Annotated in this window: 17 protein-coding genes; 5 read left to right on the top strand and 12 right to left on the bottom strand. The window is 54.1% G+C overall.

The window, feature by feature from the left end; translation table 11 throughout:
- Nucleotide 1 precedes the first annotated feature (1 nt).
- From GA0061071_RS01475 to GA0061071_RS01440, 8 genes are all read right to left on the bottom strand, one after another.
- Nucleotides 2-1,027 carry an ABC transporter permease gene (locus tag GA0061071_RS01475; protein ID WP_061493973.1) on the bottom strand — a complete coding sequence of 342 codons (1,026 nt, stop codon included), beginning with the start codon at nt 1,025-1,027 and terminating at the stop codon, nt 2-4.
- The gene (locus GA0061071_RS01470; protein WP_088238093.1) at nt 1,027-2,127 is read right to left on the bottom strand and encodes a microcin C ABC transporter permease YejB; all 1,101 of its coding nucleotides are present in this window, start codon (nt 2,125-2,127) and stop codon (nt 1,027-1,029) included. The genes GA0061071_RS01475 and GA0061071_RS01470 overlap by 1 nt, the downstream gene beginning before the upstream one ends.
- 9 nt (nt 2,128-2,136) lie before the next feature.
- Entirely contained in the window at nt 2,137-3,945 is a 1,809-nt protein-coding gene (locus GA0061071_RS01465; RefSeq protein WP_061493975.1) for an extracellular solute-binding protein, read from the bottom strand.
- Between the two features lie 95 nt (nt 3,946-4,040).
- Entirely contained in the window at nt 4,041-5,600 is a 1,560-nt protein-coding gene (locus GA0061071_RS01460) for a cyclic di-GMP phosphodiesterase (protein ID WP_061493976.1), read from the bottom strand.
- Between the two features lie 163 nt (nt 5,601-5,763).
- Nucleotides 5,764-6,327 carry a bifunctional murein DD-endopeptidase/murein LD-carboxypeptidase gene (mepS, locus tag GA0061071_RS01455; RefSeq protein WP_061493977.1) on the bottom strand — a complete coding sequence of 188 codons (564 nt, stop codon included), beginning with the start codon at nt 6,325-6,327 and terminating at the stop codon, nt 5,764-5,766.
- Nucleotides 6,328-6,751: 424 nt separating this feature from the next.
- Nucleotides 6,752-7,453: a phosphatase PAP2 family protein gene (locus tag GA0061071_RS01450; RefSeq protein ID WP_061493978.1), complete on the bottom strand. Its 702-nt coding sequence runs from the start codon at nt 7,451-7,453 to the stop codon at nt 6,752-6,754.
- Between the two features lie 43 nt (nt 7,454-7,496).
- Nucleotides 7,497-8,474: a CobW family GTP-binding protein gene (locus GA0061071_RS01445; RefSeq protein WP_061493979.1), complete on the bottom strand. Its 978-nt coding sequence runs from the start codon at nt 8,472-8,474 to the stop codon at nt 7,497-7,499.
- A 117-nt stretch (nt 8,475-8,591) separates the two neighbouring features.
- Nucleotides 8,592-10,058 carry a mannitol dehydrogenase family protein gene (locus GA0061071_RS01440; RefSeq protein WP_088238092.1) on the bottom strand — a complete coding sequence of 489 codons (1,467 nt, stop codon included), beginning with the start codon at nt 10,056-10,058 and terminating at the stop codon, nt 8,592-8,594.
- Between the two features lie 204 nt (nt 10,059-10,262).
- Between GA0061071_RS01440 and uxuA the strand changes: the two genes are divergently transcribed.
- Entirely contained in the window at nt 10,263-11,453 is a 1,191-nt protein-coding gene (gene uxuA, locus GA0061071_RS01435) for a mannonate dehydratase (protein WP_061493981.1), read from the top strand.
- Between the two features lie 80 nt (nt 11,454-11,533).
- Here uxuA and yeiP read toward each other — a convergent pair whose 3' ends face one another.
- A complete protein-coding gene (gene yeiP / locus GA0061071_RS01430) occupies nt 11,534-12,106 on the bottom strand; it encodes an elongation factor P-like protein YeiP (RefSeq protein ID WP_061493982.1) in 573 nt (190 codons plus the stop codon).
- 165 nt (nt 12,107-12,271) lie between these two features.
- Here yeiP and GA0061071_RS01425 point away from each other — a divergent pair, with 165 nt between their 5' ends.
- Entirely contained in the window at nt 12,272-12,526 is a 255-nt protein-coding gene (locus GA0061071_RS01425; protein WP_061493983.1) for a YkgJ family cysteine cluster protein, read from the top strand.
- Here the strand turns inward: GA0061071_RS01425 and setB are convergent.
- Nucleotides 12,523-13,704: a sugar efflux transporter SetB gene (gene setB, locus GA0061071_RS01420; RefSeq protein ID WP_088238237.1), complete on the bottom strand. Its 1,182-nt coding sequence runs from the start codon at nt 13,702-13,704 to the stop codon at nt 12,523-12,525. The genes GA0061071_RS01425 and setB overlap by 4 nt on opposite strands.
- Before the next feature lie 366 nt (nt 13,705-14,070).
- Between setB and fruB the strand changes: the two genes are divergently transcribed.
- The 3 genes from fruB to fruA are packed head-to-tail and all read left to right on the top strand — an operon-like array spanning nt 14,071 to nt 17,848.
- Nucleotides 14,071-15,201 carry a fused PTS fructose transporter subunit IIA/HPr protein gene (gene fruB / locus GA0061071_RS01415; RefSeq protein WP_088238091.1) on the top strand — a complete coding sequence of 377 codons (1,131 nt, stop codon included), beginning with the start codon at nt 14,071-14,073 and terminating at the stop codon, nt 15,199-15,201.
- Nucleotides 15,202-16,140 (top strand): 1-phosphofructokinase, encoded by a 939-nt coding sequence (gene fruK / locus GA0061071_RS01410; RefSeq protein WP_061493985.1) that lies wholly within the window; start codon nt 15,202-15,204, stop codon nt 16,138-16,140. It abuts the gene before it with no gap.
- A gap of 16 nt (nt 16,141-16,156) precedes the next feature.
- Nucleotides 16,157-17,848, top strand: coding sequence for a PTS fructose transporter subunit IIBC (fruA, locus tag GA0061071_RS01405; RefSeq protein WP_088238090.1), 1,692 nt, complete (start codon nt 16,157-16,159; stop codon nt 17,846-17,848).
- A 50-nt stretch (nt 17,849-17,898) separates the two neighbouring features.
- On the opposite strand, the gene nfo is transcribed toward fruA, so the two are convergent.
- Nucleotides 17,899-18,756: a deoxyribonuclease IV gene (nfo, locus tag GA0061071_RS01400; protein ID WP_088238089.1), complete on the bottom strand. Its 858-nt coding sequence runs from the start codon at nt 18,754-18,756 to the stop codon at nt 17,899-17,901.
- 70 nt (nt 18,757-18,826) lie between these two features.
- Nucleotides 18,827-19,876 (bottom strand): YeiH family putative sulfate export transporter, encoded by a 1,050-nt coding sequence (locus tag GA0061071_RS01395; RefSeq protein WP_088238088.1) that lies wholly within the window; start codon nt 19,874-19,876, stop codon nt 18,827-18,829.
- Between the last annotated feature and the right edge of the window lie 70 nt (nt 19,877-19,946).

Below are 19,946 nucleotides of genomic sequence, written 5' to 3'. Positions count from 1 at the left end.
CTTACACCGCCTTATTAGGATCGAATGCGTCGCGCACTGCTTCACCAATAAAAATCAGCAGTGAAAGCAGCAGGGCGGTGGAAATAAAAGCGGCGATACCGAGCCAGGGCGCCTGTAAGTTATTTTTCCCCTGAAGCAGAAGTTCACCCAGCGACGGAGAGCCCAATGGCAAACCGAAGCCCAGAAAATCGAGTGAGGTCAGGGTGGCGACCGAGCTACACAAAATAAACGGCAACAGGGTTAAGGTGGCGACCATGGCGTTGGGGAGCATATGGCGCAGTATAATACCGCGATCGCTTACACCCAGCGCCTGTGCGGCACGGATATAATCAAAGTTACGTGTACGCAGGAACTCGGCGCGCACCACGCTGACCAGCGCCATCCAGCCAAACAATACAGTAATGCCTAACAACCACCAGAAACCGGGTTGGATCACGCTGGAGAGCAGAATAATCAGAAACAGCGTCGGCATACCGGACCACACTTCAATAAAACGCTGTCCCCAGAGATCAATTTTGCCCCCGTAATAACCCTGTATTGCACCGGCCAGTACGCCGATCACGCTGGAACAGAAGGTCAGCATTAAGCCGAACAGCAAGGAGATCCGGGTGCCATAGAGAATGCGCGCCAGTACGTCGCCGCCGTTAGCGTCGGTCCCGAGCCAGTTTTTTGCTGAAGGAGGAGAGGGAAAGGGTTCCGTGGTGGCATAGTTAATACTGCGCGCGCCAAAACGTACGGGCGCCCACAACGTCCAGCCGTGCTCATCAAGCTGTTTACGTAGCCACGGATCCTGATAATCAGCCGGAGTAGCAAAGGGGCCGCCAAAATCGCTCTCGCTGTAATTGATGAGCGCTGGCGCAAACCATTTACCTTCGTAACGCACCAGCAGTGGCTTGTCATTGGCCACCAGCTCTGCGCCGAGGCTGAGGATAAAAATCACCAGAAAGATCCACAATGACCAGTAACCACGGCGATTGTGACGAAAACGCAGCCAGCGGGCCTGGTTGACGTAGCTTAATTGAATCATCAGCGCCCCTCAAAATCGATACGCGGATCCACCAGCGTATAACTGATATCACTGAGAATATTCAGCAGTAGGCCAATCAGAGTGAAAATATAGAGCGTACCGAACATCACCGGGTAATCCCGGGAGACTGTCGCTTCGTAGCCCAGCAGGCCAAGACCGTTAAGGGAGAAAATCACCTCGATCAATAGCGAACCGGTAAAAAACATGCTGATAAAGGTCGCCGGGAACCCCGCAATCACCAACAACATCGCGTTGCGAAAGACATGCTTACGCATGATATTGCGTTCGCTCACGCCTTTGGCGCGGGCGGTGACCACATACTGTTTACGGATCTCATCAAGAAACGAGTTTTTGGTCAGCATGGTCAATGCGGCGAACCCGCCAATCACCGTTGCCAGCACGGGCAGGGTGATATGCCAGAGATAATCCAGCGCCTGTTTGTACCACGGCAGGGCGTCGAAATTGCTTGAGGTAAGCCCGCGCAAGGGGAAAAGATCGTAGTAGCTGCCGCCAGCAAAAAAAACAATCAGCAGGATGGCGAACAGAAACGCCGGGACAGCGTAACCCACAATGATCAGCGCGCTGCTCCAGATATCAAAGCGGCTACCGTTGTACACCGCTTTGCGAATACCAAGGGGAATCGACACCAGATAGATAATCAGTGTTCCCCACAGCCCCAGTGTGATTGACACCGGCATGCTGTCTTTGATCAGTTGCAGTACCGATGCGCTGCGGAACAGGCTATTGCCAAAGTCGAAGCGCAGATAATCCCACAACATTTTGAAATAGCGCTCATGCAACGGTTTATCGAAACCGTAGCGCTGTTTTATCTCTTCAATAACCTGCGGATCCAGGCCGCGCCCGCCACGATAGTGGCTGTCATTGCTTAACGCGTCGCCCACACCGGTGCGGGCATGCGTGGCGCCCATTCCGCCGCCGCTACTGCCCGGCATCGTGCCCTTATCGCCAAACTCAATAGCGGCAATGGCCTGGTCGACCGGGCCACCCGGCGCGATTTGCACGATAAAAAAGTTAATGGTGATGATCGCCCAAAGGGTGGGGATTATCAGTAATAAACGCCGAATGAAATACGCGCCCATCCCTTCTCCTTAACGTCTGGCGGCGGGCAATTTCGCCGCCTTGTTTACGTCATACCACCAGGTGTCAAACCCCAGTGAATAGACCGGGCGAATGCCGGGCATAGAAAACTTATCCCAATAGGCGACGCGATCTGCCGCCATGTACCACATGGGCAGCATGTAATAATTCCAGGTCAGCACCCTGTCCAATGCGCGACCGAGCGGTAGCAGCTTCTCTTTATTACCCTGCCAGCGGTTAATCTGCGCGATCAGGTTGTCTACCGCCGGGTTCTTCACGCCGGGCGCGTTATAAGAAGAGTCGATATACTCTGAGCTCCATGCAATTTGCAGATCGCCGCTTGGCCAGGGTTGTGCACGCCACAGGCGCGGCATCATGTCATAGTCACGGCTGCGCATGCGATTGGTGGCCTGCGAGTTATCGACCTGGCGGATCTCCATCGTGATGCCCAGTCGGGACAGGTTATGCTGGAACGGCAGTACCCATTGGGTATTCCCGCCCGAGGGTAGCAGTAATTCGAAGGTAAAAGGTTTGCCGGTTTTTTCATCCACGCGTTGCTGATTTTTCAGCACCCAGCCCGCCTGTTTTAACAGCGCATCTGCTTTCAGGAGATTTTCCCGGTCATAGCCATCGCCGTTCGACTTTGCCGGTGTGTAGATAGAGGTGAAGACCTCCGGCGGCACCTGTGCTTTGAGCGGGGCCAGCAGCGTGAGTTCATCAGCATCCGGATAGTTGCGCGCAGCGTATTCTGTGTTCTGGAAATAGCTGTCCGCCCGGCTGTATGCCCCATAAAACAGCGCCTTGTTCATCCATTCAAAATCAAACGCCAGCGAGATGGCTTCCCGCACGCGGCGATCGTTGAATACCGGGCGGGTAATGTTAAACGCCAGCCAGAGTGTGTCTTGCGCGGAGGTATTAGGCTGCTCATCTTTGACAATGTAGCCACGGCTGAAGTTAGTGCCGATATAGCGCGTGGCCCAGTTTTTGGCATCCCCTTCGCTGCGCAGGTCAAATGCGCCCGCTTTGAAGGCTTCGAAGGCGACATTGTCGTCCAGATAGTAGTCATAGCGGATATTGTCGAAATTCCAGCGTCCCCGATTAACGGGCAGATCCGCAGCCCAGTAATTCCGCACACGGGTATAGGCAATATATTGCCCCATGCGCCAGCTACTGATGCGATATGGCCCACTACCCAGCGGCGGGCGGCTCAGTGGCTCGCTCAGTTTATGGTCTTTCCAGAATTTTTCTGGCATAACCGGCAGCGTCAGCAGGCTGAGCATATCTTCTTTGCCGGGTTTCGCCAGTTCAATACGTACCGTTAACGGTGAAATGGCTTTGACGGTAGTGCCCTTATAGATCAGGCGGAATTGCGGCACCCCTTCGGTCATGAATTTATTGAAGGTGAAGGCGACATCGCTCGCACGAATGGGAGAACCGTCGTGAAAGATCGCACGCGGGTTAATGCTTATCTCCATCCAGGCGTAATCATCGGCATAGCGCGCCATCTCCGCGATAAGCGGATAGTAACTTCCCGGCTCGTCGTCAGAGGTGGTAAACAGCGCATCATAGAGGGATTCGGTACGCACTGCGGCATTGCCGCGTAAGGCAAAGCGGTTAAAGTTGTCAAACGTACCCAGTACCGACAGCGTGACATTGCCACCTTTCGGCGCGGCAGGATTGACATAGTCAAAATGGGAAAAGTTGATGGCATATTTCGGTTCGCCAATCACGGCGAAAGAATCACGTTCCTTGATGGTTTGCGCCTGACAGGCCAGACCGACAAACGCCAACAATAACGCTGAAATGCGGACAAACTTCATTGTGTGTTCCTTTGACCCCGCCTGCGCGGCAGGCGCGCTAAGCTCTTATTGTTGAATAATAAGGGAGCCCTGGCCTGATGTGAAATAATTCGCGCCTACACCAGGGCATCAAAAGAAGGAACCTGCCAGTTAACAAATTGCTCCAGCGTCATCGGGCGGCTGAAATAGTAGCCCTGCATAAAGTGCACACCATGTTCGCGCAGCCATCGCGCCTGCTCGGGCGTTTCAACGCCTTCGGCAACGGTGAGCATATTCAGGCGTTTCGCCAGCATTAACACGGCATCCAGTACCGGCGAGGTCACGGTTTCGGTGCCAATTGCATTCACAAAACCGCGATCGATTTTCAGATAATCCAGGGTAAAGCGCTCCAGGTAGATCAGTGCGCTATGGCCGGTGCCGAAATCATCAATCGCGATTTCATACCCTTCGGTGCGTAACCACTCAAACAGTTTTGTCACTTCGGTATAGCGCAGCATATCCCGCTCGGTGATCTCCAGCACGATGCTGAAATGGTGCTGCGGGAGTGAACGCGAGAACGCATGGATATCATCGGCAAAGCTCTCTGCGTGCAGATGTCCCGGCGCGATATTAATTCCCAGCTTTGAGCCTTCTGGCAGCAACGTTTTCAGCACCGGCGCATCGCGGGCTATCAGGCGGAACAAATGCAATGTCAGCGGAATAATCAGTTGCTGCGCTTCGGCAAAATGAATAAAGGCGTCCGGCGGGATCTCGCCAGCGGTGGGGTGTTTCCAGCGCATCAGTACTTCGACGCCGCTGACTTTCAGGCTCTTTGCATTCACCACGGGCTGGTAGACCACATAAAACTGCTCCCGCTTGATGGCGGTCAGGATCTCCTTACCCGGTCGCAGGCGCGTATACAGCATGTAAGCGCTTAGCAAAGCAATCAACATACCCACCGTTGCACCGAGCAGGGCAGCAAACTGAAGATCTTCCTGACGCCATCTTTCCGCGTAGAGATATAGCGTCAGTGGAGAACCATTCACCTGCACTGTGCGAAAAGGACGTTGGTTAAAATTGGCTAAATCAATCAGTCCGGTGGTGAAGGTTGAGATGGCACGATCATTGATACCTATCGCGATCCCGGTCAGATCTGGCTGTTCTGAACTGTACATCATGTAGGGCGTCAGGTTGATGTTCAGCGAGGCAAATACGCCGCGGTCATCGAGTAGCGGGCTGCGGAACCACAAGGCCATTGCCGGTTTGTCCGGCATCATCGGGGTTCCGGGCAAAATCACCATATCAGTCGCTTTATTCAGGTCAATGTCGGGCACCAGATCTTTCATGGGGACATTCATGACACCGGTTGCCGAGGAGCAGATGGCGTTTTGCCCTTTAACCAACAGAAAGGCGCGCACGTTCATCGAAAATGCGGCGCGTGAAGTGAGCTCACTAACAACATCGTGGCAGTCGCTCAGCGTGAGGGGTTGTAATGCCTCCGCCGTGGCGCGAATTTCACCGAGATACGCTGAAAACCAACTCGAAACGCCGTCCAGTAAGGCATCGTAGCGGGTGATACGCTTCTCTTGCTCAAGCCAGAACTGGAACCCGCCGACCGCAAACGCTGTAAGCAGACCGGTAAGAATACTGATCAGCACAATTTTTCGGTTCAGGTGGAAAAAATAGCGGGTGAACATACTGGTGGACCCAATTATACGCATTCAGTGGGGGCGGTTGGCGGTTTACTTTTCTGGACTATAGCCCGAAAAACGTTACGAGGATAGCAGACATAAAAAAACACTGCCGGGGCAGTGCTTTTTTATGCTTAACGCCAGCCAAGGGAAAACCGGCGTTAAGTGATTAGCTGCGGGTCAGGATCCGTCGCGCTTCATTGTAGCGCTTCTTCCAGTAAGGCTCGTCCATGCTGGAAATCATCACACCGTTGCTGGTGGAAGCATGAACAAATTGGTTATTACCAATATAAATGCCGACATGTCGACCGGTAGAACCTGCTCTGAACAGAACCAGGTCGCCCGTACGCAAACTGGTGCGCGAAATGGACTTACCAGTCTCCTGCTGTTCCCAGGTGGAACGCGGCAGTTCTAAACCAAACTGTTCACGGAACGTGCGCTGCACGAAACCAGAACAATCAATACCTTTTTTGGTGTCGCCGCCCAGACGGTAACGTACGCCTTTCCAGTCAGCATATTGATCCATAATTCGGGATTTGACATCCAGATTACGAACCATATTTTCAAATTCATCCTGAGAGGTTTGCAGTGAAGAAGCATCTTCACCCACAGCAAGCGTCTCAGAATGCACGTTCTTTGCGGTATTGGTTGAGCAAGCTGACAGCAGTACCGCTACCGCTATCGCGGGGATCGCCCGCAAGATATATCTCACAATCGGCTGAGATTTGACCATATTGATTATTTTCCCTTGAAGTCCTTAACGATAAATATCGTTATAAAAAATGCCAACGCAGCGAGATTAATTATCTGTAAGCAACGAGACAATTACTCATAGTCAGATCTGTGGAAGAACGCACAAATTTACGCACAATGAGAATAAAAGCACTCTTTGCGACAAGACGAACCCGAGATTACCCTAACCCTCCCGGCATTGCGAGCGCTTTTCCGCGTTTTTTTATAAGAAATTATGATACAGAAAGTGAATATTCAGGATTGGTCACAAAACCGTCAATTTGGTTTAAATAGCGTACAAATTGCTCTTTTATAGGCAGATTGCGGTGACGTAAAAATGACAAAATTAGGAAAGAGCCGGGAATTTGCATTAGAGATCGAAAACGATCCCTAATGAATGACGCAAAACAATGTTTGTTATTTGTTTAAATTTTGTTATTTCCGGGCAAATAACGATCAAAGCATTGAATAATTTTATCGCTAAGGGGTGTCATCAGACACCATGGCAACCCAATCAGCACCGCTGACAGCGAACCCACCACAATATCCGTAAACCAGTGAGCGCCGATCATTACGCGCGGAAAAGCAAAAACCACAACAATAATCAGGGCAACGCCAAAGGCTTTCTGGCCGAAATAACGCAACATAATGGCGGAAAAAATAAGCAACATCATGCCGTGATCGCCCGGAAAACTGTCTTTAGAGGCATCTTTGGTTGGGAAGTCCAGCAGATCGCTGACTCGGGTAATATCCGTAAAGAAGAGCGACGGGCTTTCCCGTTGCACGGGCATCAGCAACTGCGCCAGCTGGTTTAATACCACTGCAATCAGCAACATGGTCAGGCCAATCATCACGACCCGACGACGGCCGTTACGATCTTCCCGCAGCCAGAAGGTCAGCATCAGGCTTCCCATTGCGAGCAGTGAGCAGGCATCAAAGGCGCGGTTATTGGTCAGCGCAACGAACCATAAATAGGCGCGATTTTCAGCCAGGCCGCGGTTGAAAAAATGGAAAATGGTTGAGTCCAGCGGGAACCAGAAACCATGATTCGCGGGCAAATACCAGGAAAAAAAGAGCGCCAGACCGGCGACGTTGAGCAGTACAATCAAGGAGTAACGAGTTTTCATCTTCACAGCATTTTTAATTAACACAGGCGCAACGTTAGTGTTGTTAACTTAAACGAAGCTTCAACAGAGTAGACTGAAGCGTGTTCCAGTCAGCTTCAGTGGCGGTAATCAGCTCGATTCGACTATCCGGCGGCGCAGCCTGTTGGGTTTCGATATGCAAATCCTGGCCCTGGCGGTTTACCCGCAACAGCCCTTCGGGAATGCGCAGCACGCCTTTAACGCGTTCGACAGGTGCAAGCCGCGCCCATTCCAGCAAACCAACGGTATCGAACACGGTATCACCATCGAAAATCCAGCCGCAGGCATAGTGGCCCTGGCCGCTATTCAGGTTGCGACGCCAGCGCTGATGTGCCGGTAAGTTCAAGGCAGCCAATCCCTTGTTTGCCGCATGAGAATGGTCATGCGCAGCACTGGCTGGCAGTTCACGCAAGTTACGGCGTGGCAGATCGAGCAATGCACCGTCGATGGCGCCCTGCGTAGCGGTGACCTGTAAACGGTCGCCGCCGAACGTTTGCCACCAGCTTTCCAGCGCGCGTTGGCTTTGTGGCGTGGCGCGATCCTGCTTATTCGCGACAATAATGTCAGCTGCAGCCAGCTGATCGCGGAAGTTTTCATTGTTGACCGCTTTATCATCCAGTAACTGGCGCGGATCGAGCAGACACAACGTCGCACGAAGGTCGATCCACGGCTCGTAAACCGGAGCATTAAGCATGTCGAGTATCTGTTTCGGGTGACCGAGTCCGGTAGGTTCAATCAGCAAACGATCGGGTTTGCCCTGGCGCAGGAGAGTATTCAGCCCGACCTGCATCGGCAGACCATTGACGCAGCACATGCAGCCGCCGGGGATCTCTTTAAGCAGCGCTCCGCTGTCTGCCATCAAAGCGCCATCAATACCGACTTCGCCAAATTCATTCACCAGCACTGCCCATTTTTCCTGCGGGTCTTTGTTGGCCAGTAAATGCAATATCGAAGTGGTCTTGCCACTTCCAAGGAAGCCGGTAATGAGGTTGGTTTTTGTCACAGAAACTCCTTGGATCAACAAAATTGCGTATGGGAGGGATCCTGGCGAAAAAAAAAGAAAAAGAGAAGGGCACGGGCGATGTAAAGCACGCATCGCCCGCAGTAATAGCAGTAAATGTTAAGTATTGAGCAAGAATTTCACCGCGCCATGCGCACCGTGGGCGGCAATGTTGCGCCATGCGTCGGTAATGGCATCCACAAATACCGGGTTTTGCGGCAGGTCAGTGCCAAAGATTTCTTGCAGCGTGAGCAAGGCGGTGACGCGTTCCGCTTCGCTGCTGGTGTCGACGATAGCGCGAATTTTATCCACCAGTGGGTCGCGAACATCAATTGCTTTACCGGCATCATCAACGCCGCTGACATAACGCATCCAGCCTGCAACGCCCAGTGCCAACAGCGGCCAGTGATGTTCCCGTTGTAAATGTACGCGAATGCCGTCCAGCATTCGTTGCGGTAACTTCTGGCTTCCATCCATGGCGATTTGCCAGGTGCGGTGTTGCAATGCCGGGTTGGCGAAACGCGCAATCAGGCTATCGGCGTAAGCGGTAAGATCAACCCCGGATATTTGCAGCGTCGGCGCCTGCTCCTCAAGCATCAACCGGCGCGCAGCGCTGCGAAATGCGCTGTCCTGCATGCACTCGTTAATATGGGCGAAACCGGCAAGATAGCCAAGATACGCCAGGAATGAATGAGTGCCATTAAGCATGCGTAATTTCATCTGTTCCCAGGGGCGTACATCCTGGACTAACTGCGCACCCGCCGCTTCCCACTCCGGTCGCCCGGCCACGAAGTTATCTTCAATAACCCACTGAATAAAGGGTTCACAACCGATCGCGCAGGGATCCTCAACGCCCAGTATTGCACTGATTTCCGCCAGCGATTCCTCGGTTGCCGCCGGTACAATTCGGTCAACCATGGTTGCGGGGAAACTCACGTGTTCGGCAATCCACTGCGCCAGTTCTGGCGAACGGGCCTGCGCCATCCCCAGCACGGCATTTTTCACCACGTGACCATTATCCGGAATATTGTCGCAAGAGAGGACGGTAAACGGCCCGAGCCCACGCAGGCGGCGACGGTACAGGGCCTCAACCAGAATGCCCGGTGCAGAGTGTGGTTCGTCGGGATATTGCAGATCATGTTCAATGCGCGGCTGGTGTAAATCCAGCTTGCCGCTGGCAGGGTCGATGCAATAGCCTTTTTCGGTGATCGTCAGTGACACAATGGCGACCTGCGGTTCACAAAACTTCTCAATAATTGCCGCCAGCGAATCGAGTTTTGCATTCAGACATTCGCTCACCGCGCCAACAATGATCGGCTGGTTACCGTCAGCGCCTTTTTCCAGCACCGTATACAGGTGATCCTGCGCGCGCAGCTGCGTCATCAACGCATCACCGCTAAACAAGCTGATTTCACAGATGCCCCAATCTCCGCCTCGCGCATTCAGCACCCGGTTGGTTAACAGCGCCTGATGCGCGCGGTGAAACGCGCCAAAACCGAAGTGCACAATACGCGAACGCAGCTTCGTGCGATCATACTGAGGCCGCTGAACAGCGGCGGGAAGCGTTATCGAGGCAATTGTTTTCATCTATACACACCTGATTAACCAATAATTAACAACAAGTAGTGTAAAGTTATATGACAGCAAAAAGAATTGGTATGCCGTAATTATCCGGGGAATGTGAGCTGGATCAATCATTGCTGCGGGAGGGTTTGATCCTTTTGCGTAAACATGTATGGTAGTCGTCATCAAGTTACGTGCATTGGTATAACAACTTTAGAGGGTAAGGCGATGGAACAAACCTGGCGTTGGTATGGACCGAACGATCCGGTATCTCTTGATGACGTGCGTCAGGCGGGCGCGACAGGCGTAGTCACTGCGCTGCACCATATCCCTAACGGCCAGGTCTGGCCGGTGGAGGAGATTAAAGCGCGTCAGGCGCTGCTGGCGGAGAAAGGGCTGGTCTGGTCGGTCGTGGAAAGTATCCCGGTGCATGAAGATATTAAAACCCATACCGGGCAGTACGACACCTGGATTGCTAACTATCAGCAGAGCATTCGTAACCTGGCGGCCTGCGGTATTGATACCGTGTGCTACAACTTTATGCCGATCCTCGACTGGACGCGGACCGATCTGGAATATCAACTGCCGGATGGCTCTAAAGCGTTACGTTTTGACCAGATTGCGTTTGCCGCGTTTGAAATGCATATCCTGAAGCGTAAAGGTGCAGAAGCGGATTACAGCGACGAAGAGCAGCGCCAGGCGCTGGCCTACTTTAACGCGATGAGCGAAGCGGAAGTGGAAAAACTGACGCGTAACATTATCGCGGGTTTGCCGGGGGCGGAAGAGGGCTACACGCTGGAGCAGTTCCACGCGCGCCTGGCGGAATACGACGGTATAGATAAAGCGCAACTGCGCGAAAATATGGCTTATTTCCTGCGCGCTATCGTACCGGTCGCCCAGGAAGTGGGTGTCCGCATGGCGGTGCACCCGGACGATCCGCCGCGTCCGATCCTCGGCCTGCCGCGCATTGTTTCCACGATTGAAGATATGCAGTGGCTGAAAGACGCGGTTAACAGCATCAATAACGGCTTTACCATGTGCACAGGCTCTTACGGCGTGCGTGCGGATAACGACCTGGTGCAGATGATCGAGACATTTGGCGATCGCATTCACTTTACGCATCTGCGTTCGACCTGCCGTGAAGAGAACCCGAAAACCTTCCATGAAGCGGCACATTTGCAGGGCGATGTGGATATGGTGTCGGTCGTTGCGGCGATCCTGAGCGAAGAACAGCGTCGCAAGAAAGCGGGCGATCTGCGTCCTATTCCGTTCCGTCCGGACCACGGTCACCAAATGCTGGACGACCTGCGTAAGAAAACGAATCCGGGTTACTCGGCAATTGGTCGTCTGAAAGGAATGGCGGAAGTGCGCGGTGTTGAACTGGCACTGAAGAAAACCCTGTTCCGCGATTTGCTGTAAGCGTCACGGGCGGGTAAGTGCCGCCAGCAGACAAAAGAAAAAGCCACTTCATTGAAGTGGCTTTTTTACTGCATCGCTTATCAGTCGGCGCGACCCATGTAGCGGCGCTCTTCGATATGGATACGGATTTTCTCACCGGTGGTCAGGTATTCCGGAACCTGTACCACCAGGCCTGTATTCAGCGTGGCGGGTTTGGTACGGGAGCTGGCGGATGCGCCTTTGATACCCGGAGCCGTTTCAACGATTTCCAGATCGACAGTTTGCGGCAGTTCCAGCGCCAGCAACTGACCATCCCACAGCAGAACCTGCATATCCGGCATGCCGCCTTCCGGAATAAACTGCAGCTCTTCTTCAATCTGATCTTTGTTGAAGGTATACGGGGTATAGTCTTCTTTATCCATAAACACGTATTCGTTGCCGTCAACATAGGAGAAGTCGACGAAACGACGGTTCAGGGTCACGGTATCAAGGATATCGTCGCCTTTAAAACGCTCTTCGACTTTCAGCCCGGTACGGACATCAGAGAAGCGCATTTTGTACAGCGTTGCTGCGCCGCGGGCGCTGGGTGACTGAATATCAATATCTTTTACAATCAGCAGCTTGCCATTGTAATTCAGCACCATACCTTTTTTAATTTCGTTCGCTCTTGGCATTGCAAGGGTCCTGTAAAAATGAAAATCACGAAAATATCGCGACAAAGTACTCGCGAGGGCCTTTTCAGGCAAGTGGAATTGGCGAGTTTTGCATTCCATCAGTAAAAGATGGTAGCGTGCGCCTGTTCGCGCCACTCCGACGCGTAATAAATGAAAGAGAGCCATATGGAATGCCGTCCGGACTGCGGAGCTTGCTGTACTGCCCCGTCCATCAGTAGCCCGATCCCCGGCATGCCCAACGGCAAACCGGCCAACACCCCATGCGTGCAACTCGACGCGCAACAGCGCTGTAAAATCTTTGGCTCGCCGCTGCGCCCGAAAGTGTGCGCTGGCCTGCAACCTGGCCGTGAGATGTGCGGGCAGAGCCGTGCTGATGCCATGATTTATCTACTCGATCTGGAACGCCAGACCGCGCCTTAAACGTCTTTGATTCGCGTCAGACCTGCCTGTGTCAACAGGGCCATCGCCAGCGCAATCCAGAACACAGCATGATAACTCCAGATTTCGGCCACCACGCCCGCCAGTGAACCGGCGATGATCCAGCCCACGCGCGTGGTATTGGTGTAAAGGGTCGTCGCAGAACCGGCCTGACCGGGCATTAAATCCTGGAAATAGAGCATGCCAATCCCGGCGAGAATGCCAATATAGATGGCGTTCAGCAACTGTAAGGCTAGCAGGATAGCCGGGGTATGCACCGTCAACATCCCGAGATAGAAACAGGTGCCCGCTACTGCACTGACGCGCATCAAAAAGCGCTTGCCATAGCGTTTAGCGTAATAACCGGCAATCAGCATGGTGGGGATTTCCAGCCCGGCTGCAGTGCCCATCATTACCCCAGCCAGCTTCTCCGGGAGATGCAATTCATCAATGATAAACAACGGCATATTGATGATGTAAAGGCTATTGGTGCCCCACATCAGGGTACAAATCACAAACAGCAGTAGCGCGTCGCGACGATGCGTCCGCGGTGCTTCCAGCACCGTTGACGTTGGCTGCGGAACTTTGCGCATACTGGGCAGGAACAGCCACACCATCGCCGCACAGGCCATGAATGCGACGGCGGCGCATAAGTACATCACCGTAAAACCAAATCCCATGGCCAGTGCGTAAGCCAGCGGTGGGCCAATCACCCACGCCAGCGATACCTGTGCGCGCAAAATGGAGCTGAACATTACCGCTTCCCGCCCGGTGTTATCCGCATGTTCCCGCGCCAGGGCGAACATCTGTGGGTTGGCCGTGGAACCAAAGCTGCTCAGAAAGACGCCCACAAACAGCAGGATAAAGTAATTGCGATTCCAGGCGAACAATCCGCAGGCCAGCACGCCGAGCAGGCAGCAGAAAACAATCAGTGTCTTGCGATCGCCTTTGCGGTCGGAGCGCCCGGCAAGAAACTGACTGACCAGAATGCCAATCACCGCGCTGCCGGTGAAAAAGAACCCCACCATAGCCGGACGGACATGCACTTCATTGGTTAAAAACAGGCTGAGTGTTGGCGTTTGCAAAGCACCGGCAATACCGGTCAGGAAGGCGACAATCAAAAACGCTGTCGACGTGAAATCAAACGCGCCGGGTCGGGTGGTGGCGGGGGAGTTTTGCATTTTACTCTGAGATCCAATTGGCAGACGCGGAGTGTACGCCGCGGCGGGAGAAAAACACAGATCCTGCGGTGCGATGGCCGTGAAAATGCAGACGGCTATTTCCCCCCGCGTTATTAAAGCTGACCGCTGCTGACGTTTGCTTGCTGAAGGTAAAAATAACTTCAGCAAATTTGCATCAGCTAATGATGAAATGTGCTGTACCTCTAAATTTCGCAACGAAAATTCAGAGATTTCTTGATTGCTGAAGTAAAAAGGTGAAGACTCATTGAAACGTTTCAGCGTCATCGTGTAATGTCTGAACCAGGGCGGTGACGCATCATTTCTCAAGTTAGCTGAAACGATTCAATTTCAGCAGGAGAGGGTCACATGTTCCAGTTATCCGTTCAGGACATCCATCCCGGTCAGCAGGCCGGCAATAAAGAAGAGGCCATCCGCCAGATCGCGGCTGCGTTGGTAGAAGCAGGCAACGTTGCTGACGGCTACGTCAACGGCATGCTGGCGCGTGAGCAGCAAACCTCCACCTATTTAGGCAACGGCATCGCGATCCCACACGGCACCACGGATACCCGTGATCAGGTGCTGAAAACCGGTGTAAAAGTGTTCCAGTTCCCGCAGGGCATCCTGTGGAGCGAAGGACAGGTCGCGTATGTTGCTATTGGTATTGCCGCCAGTTCTGATGAACACCTTGGCCTGCTGCGTCAGCTGACTCATGTGCTGAGTGATGACTCCGTGGCTGCAGAGCTGCAATCCGCAACCACAGCGGAAGAGCTGCGTGCGCTGCTGATGGGTGAAAAACAGGGCGCGTCACTGAAGCTGGATAGTGAAACACTGACCCTCGATGTAGTTGCCAGCGATCTGGTGACCCTGCAAGCGCTGAACGCTGCACGTCTGAAAGAAGTCGGTGCGGTTGATGCAACGTATGTTACCCGCGCTATCAATGAACAACCGCTGAACCTTGGTCAGGGCATCTGGCTGAACGACAGTGCTGAAGGCAACCTGCTGAGCGCTGTTGCCGTAAGCCGCGCTGCCACGCCGTTTGACGTGAATGGCGAGCAGGCTGCGCTGCTGGTCAGCGTTGCGATGGTGGACGAACAGCCGGTCACGGTGCTGAAGCGCCTGAGCGATCTGCTGCTGAGCAACAAAGCTGAACATCTGTTGAATGCCGATACCGCAACGCTGCTGGCGCTGCTGACCAGCGACGATGCGATGGCCGACGATCTGCTGAGTGCAGAGTTTGTTGTCCGCAATGAGCACGGTCTGCATGCCCGCCCGGGCACGATGCTGGTGAACACCATCAAACAATTTAACAGTGAAATCACCGTTGCAAACCTGGACGGTACCGGAAAACCGGCCAATGGCCGCAGCCTGATGAAAGTGGTTGCGCTGGGCGTGAAGAAAGGTCACCGCCTGCGTTTCACAGCGCAAGGGGATGATGCTGAACAAGCGCTGAAAGCAATCGGCGAAGCGATTGCCACAGGTTTGGGAGAGGGCGCATAAATGAGCAGACGTGTTGCCACCATTACGCTTAATCCGGCCTATGATCTGGTGGGGTATACCCCTGAAATTGAACGCGGTGAAGTGAACCTGGTTCGTACGACGGGCCTGCACGCCGCGGGTAAAGGCATCAACGTTGCGAAAGTGTTGAAAGACCTTGGCATCGACGTGACCGTTGGCGGTTTCCTTGGCAAAGATAACCAGGACGGATTCCAGCAGTTGTTCAGTGAGCTGGGCATTGCTAACCGTTTCCAGGTGGTGCAGGGGCGTACCCGCATCAACGTCAAGCTGACGGAAAAAGATGGTGAAGTCACCGATCTGAATTTCTCAGGTTTTGAAGTGACGCCGACCGACTGGGAGCGTTTTGTTGCCGACTCGCTGACCTGGCTGGGTCAGTTCGATATGGTCTGCGTGAGCGGCAGTCTGCCCTCAGGCGTTAGCCCGGAAGCCTTTACCGACTGGATGACGCGCCTGCGTAGCCAGTGTCCATGCATTATTTTTGACAGCAGCCGCGAAGCGCTGGTGGCCGGTTTGAAAGCCGCGCCGTGGCTGGTGAAACCGAACCGCCGTGAACTGGAAATCTGGGCGGGTCGTAAGTTGCCGGAATTGAAGGATGTCATTGAAGCCGCTCATGGGCTTCGCGAACAGGGTATCGCCCATGTGGTGATCTCTCTGGGAGCAGAAGGGGCGTTGTGGGTTAACGCTTCGGGCGAATGGATCGCCAAACCGCCGTCAATGGAAGTGGTAAGCACCGTTGGCGCAGGGGATTCAATGGTCGGTGGTCTGATTTATGGTCTGCTGATGCGTGAATCCAGTGAACATACGTTACGCCTGGCCACTGCTGTTGCTGCACTGGCGGTCAGTCAGAGTAACGTAGGTATTACCGATCGTACCCAGTTAGCCGCGATGATGGCGCGAGTTGACTTAAAACCCTTCAACTAACAGCAGGAGAGGCATAATGAAAACGCTGCTGATAATAGATTCCGAACTCGGGCAGGCCCGCGCTTATATGGCGAAGACCTTGCTGGGCGCGGCTGCACAGAGTGCAAATCTGCAATTCATCGATAACCCTGGCGAAGCGGAACTGGCTATCGTTTTGGGCAGCCAGGTGCCGAATGACAGTGCACTGAGTGGGAAAAAAGTCTGGCTGGGCGATATTAATCGCGCAGTGGCGCACCCTGAGCTGTTCCTGAGCGAAGCGAAAAATCACGCGAAGCCCTACACAGCACCGGTGGCTACTACTGTGGCGGCGACCAGTGGTCCAAAACGCATTGTTGCTGTTACTGCCTGTCCGACAGGCGTAGCGCACACCTTTATGGCGGCGGAAGCGATCGAAACCGAAGCGAAAAAACGCGGCTGGTGGGTGAAAGTGGAAACCCGTGGTTCCGTAGGCGCGGGCAATGCCATCACGCCGGAAGAAGTGGCGCAAGCCGATCTGGTGATGGTGGCGGCGGATATCGAAGTGGACCTGGCGAAATTCGCTGGCAAACCGATGTACCGCACCACTACCGGCCTGGCGCTGAAGAAAACAGCCCAGGAACTGGATAAAGCCGTAGCGGAAGCCAAAACGTACCAACCGTCCGGCAAAGCACAGTCGGAAGCAACAGAAACTAAGCAAGAGAGCGCTGGCGCATATCGCCATCTGCTGACGGGCGTCTCCTACATGCTGCCGATGGTCGTCGCGGGTGGTTTGTTGATTGCTCTCTCGTTTGCCTTTGGTATCACGGCGTTTAAAGAAGAAGGTACGCTGGCGGCCGCGCTGATGAAGATCGGTGGGGGTTCTGCATTCGCACTGATGGTGCCGGTGCTGGCGGGTTACATCGCCTTCTCCATTGCTGACCGTCCGGGTCTGACGCCGGGTCTTATCGGCGGCATGCTGGCCGTCAGCACTGGTTCCGGCTTTATCGGCGGTATTATTGCCGGCTTCCTTGCAGGTTACCTTGCGAAAGCGATCAGCAAAAACGTCAAGCTGCCGCCAAGTATGGAAGCGCTGAAACCGATTCTGATCATTCCGTTGTTCTCCAGCCTGATTGTCGGCCTGGCGATGATCTACCTGATTGGTACGCCGGTTGCGAAAATCCTTGCGGGTTTGACCTCCTGGCTGCAAACCATGGGCACGGCTAACGCGGTTCTGCTGGGCGCAATCCTCGGTGGCATGATGTGTACCGATATGGGTGGCCCGGTGAACAAAGCGGCGTACGCATTTGGTGTGGGCCTGCTGAGTACCCAGACTTACGCACCGATGGCGGCGATTATGGCTGCCGGTATGGTGCCGCCGCTGGCAATGGGTCTGGCGACACTGGTTGCACGCAACAAGTTCGATAAAGGCCAGCGTGAAGGTGGTAAAGCCGCCCTGGTTCTCGGTCTGTGCTTTATCTCTGAAGGTGCGATTCCGTTTGCTGCCCGTGACCCGATGCGTGTTATCCCGTGCTGTATCGCCGGTGGCGCGCTGACAGGCGCTATCTCCATGGCGATTGGCGCGAAACTGATGGCACCGCACGGTGGTCTGTTTGTCCTGCTGATCCCGGGAGCAATTACCCCGGTGGTGGGCTACCTGCTCTCTATCGTTGCAGGTACGTTGCTGGCCGGTCTGGTGTATGCCTTCCTGAAACGTCCGGAAACAGAAGCAGTGGTTGCAAAAGCTGCGTAATACAGTGTCAGTACCAGGGATATCAGAAGGGCCGCGTTTGCGGCCCTTTTTTATGCTGCGGCGTCGGCGGTTTGTTGCGCTTTCAGCCAGGCGATCTCTTCTCCCCAGATATCAGGATTAATGGTCTCCAGAATCAGGGGAATGCCATCAAAACGGCTGTCTTGCATAATCCAGCGAAACGCATCGTGGCCGATGTTGCCCTCGCCGAGCGAGTGGTGGCGGTCGACACGGCTGCCGAAGGTGCTTTTCGCATCATTCAGATGCATTCCACGCAGATAGTTGAAACCCACCACGCGGTCGAATTCAGCAAACGTCTCGGCGGTGGCTTTCGCGGTGCGTAAATCATACCCGGCGGCAAAAGCATGGCAGGTATCAATGCAGACGCCAACGCGGGACTTGTCTTCCACACCATCAATAATGGCTGCCAGATGTTCAAAGCGGAAGCCCAGATTGCTGCCCTGGCCTGCGGTGTTTTCGATCACAGCGGTGACACCTTCGGTTTGCGCCAGCGCGATATTGATCGACTCGGCAATCCGCGCCAGACAGGCCTCTTCCGGAATCTGCATCAGGTGGCTGCCGGGGTGGAAGTTGAGCAACGTCAGCCCCAGTTGCTGGCAGCGCGTCAGCTCGTCAATAAACGCGTCGCGGGATTTTTCCAGCGCATCGGCGACCGGGTGCCCAAGGTTTATCAGGTAGCTGTCGTGCGGCAGGATCTGCCCGGGTTGGAAATGGTATTTTTCGCAGGCGGCTTTGAACTCATCTATGGTTTCTGTACTCAGCGGCGCAGCGCGCCACTGACGCTGATTCTTGGTAAAGAGCGCAAACGCGGTCGCATCGATTTCGGCGGCGCGGATGGCGGCGTTCGCCACTCCACCTGAGGCGCTCACATGCGCACCAATGTATTTCATAACAACTCCTTAAAACCCGCCAGGGGAAAGAAACCATCATAGCGGGTCTGCAGGAAAGGGATGTAGTGGTTTATGCCATCAGATGGTGAACCACCAGGTTTATCGCACCGCCGCCAACGATCAACCAGATAAACAGCACCAGTCCCAATGCCAGTGGTTTCGCTCCGGCGTTTTTCAGTGCACTGATATGGGTAGTCAGACCCAGTGCCGCCATCGCCATCGCCAACAGTAAGGTATCCAGTGTATTCAGCGCCTGGATCAACGCTGAAGGTAGCAGGTGAAATGAGTTGAAGCAGGCCACAGCAATAAAGCCCAGCGCAAACCACGGGATCGTGAGTTTACTTTTCGCGTCGTCAGTATCCGGGCTGAGTTGTTTAACGCGGGCTGCCAGCAGCAATAAAAAGGGGGCCAGCATCATTACCCGCAGCATTTTTGCAATCACCGCCGCATTTTCCGTTTCCGGGCTGATAGCATGCCCGGCGGCAACGACCTGCGCGACTTCGTGCACCGTGGAGCCCATCCAGATCCCGTAGGTTTCCGGGCTGAACCAGTGCGTCAGCAGGGGATAAAGCGCAGGATAGATAAAGATCGCCAGCGTCCCGAATATTACCACCGTGGCGACGGCAACCGTCACTTTGCTGGACTCAGCCTTCACCACCGGCTCTGTGGCAAGCACAGCTGCTGCGCCACAGATACTGCTGCCCGCGCCAATAAGCCAACTGGTTTTTTTATCCAGCCCGAAGAGACGTTGCCCCAGTACGCAGGCCAGCAAGAAGGTGCCGGACAGCGTCAGCACATCGATGACGATCCCGCTGACGCCGACCTCTGCGATTTGCGAAAAGGTCAAACGGAAGCCATAAAGAATAATACCCAGCCGCAGTAGATGCTGTTTGGCGAACAACACTCCGCTATCGCATGAACGATGCAGGCGCGGGTAAACCGTATTGCCCACGACCATACCGATCAGGATTGCCAGCGTCAGTGCACTGAAACCGATGCCGGCAATAGACGGAAAATTACCGAGCCAGAGAGCCGCACCGGTGATAAGCATACTGAGTAGCAGCCCGGGGGCGAAACGCCATGCAGGATGGCGAGCAGTGTGTAATGTGATTTCTGTCATAACCTTCTCCTTTCAATGGAGAAAAGGGTACGGCGGGCTGGTTTAAAGGTAAAATTGATTATATATTTAT

Origin of the sequence: Kosakonia oryzendophytica, from assembly GCF_900094925.1 — a bacterium.
GTDB lineage: Bacteria > Pseudomonadota > Gammaproteobacteria > Enterobacterales > Enterobacteriaceae > Kosakonia > Kosakonia oryzendophytica.
This window is presented reverse-complemented; position numbering and strand designations above follow the sequence as displayed.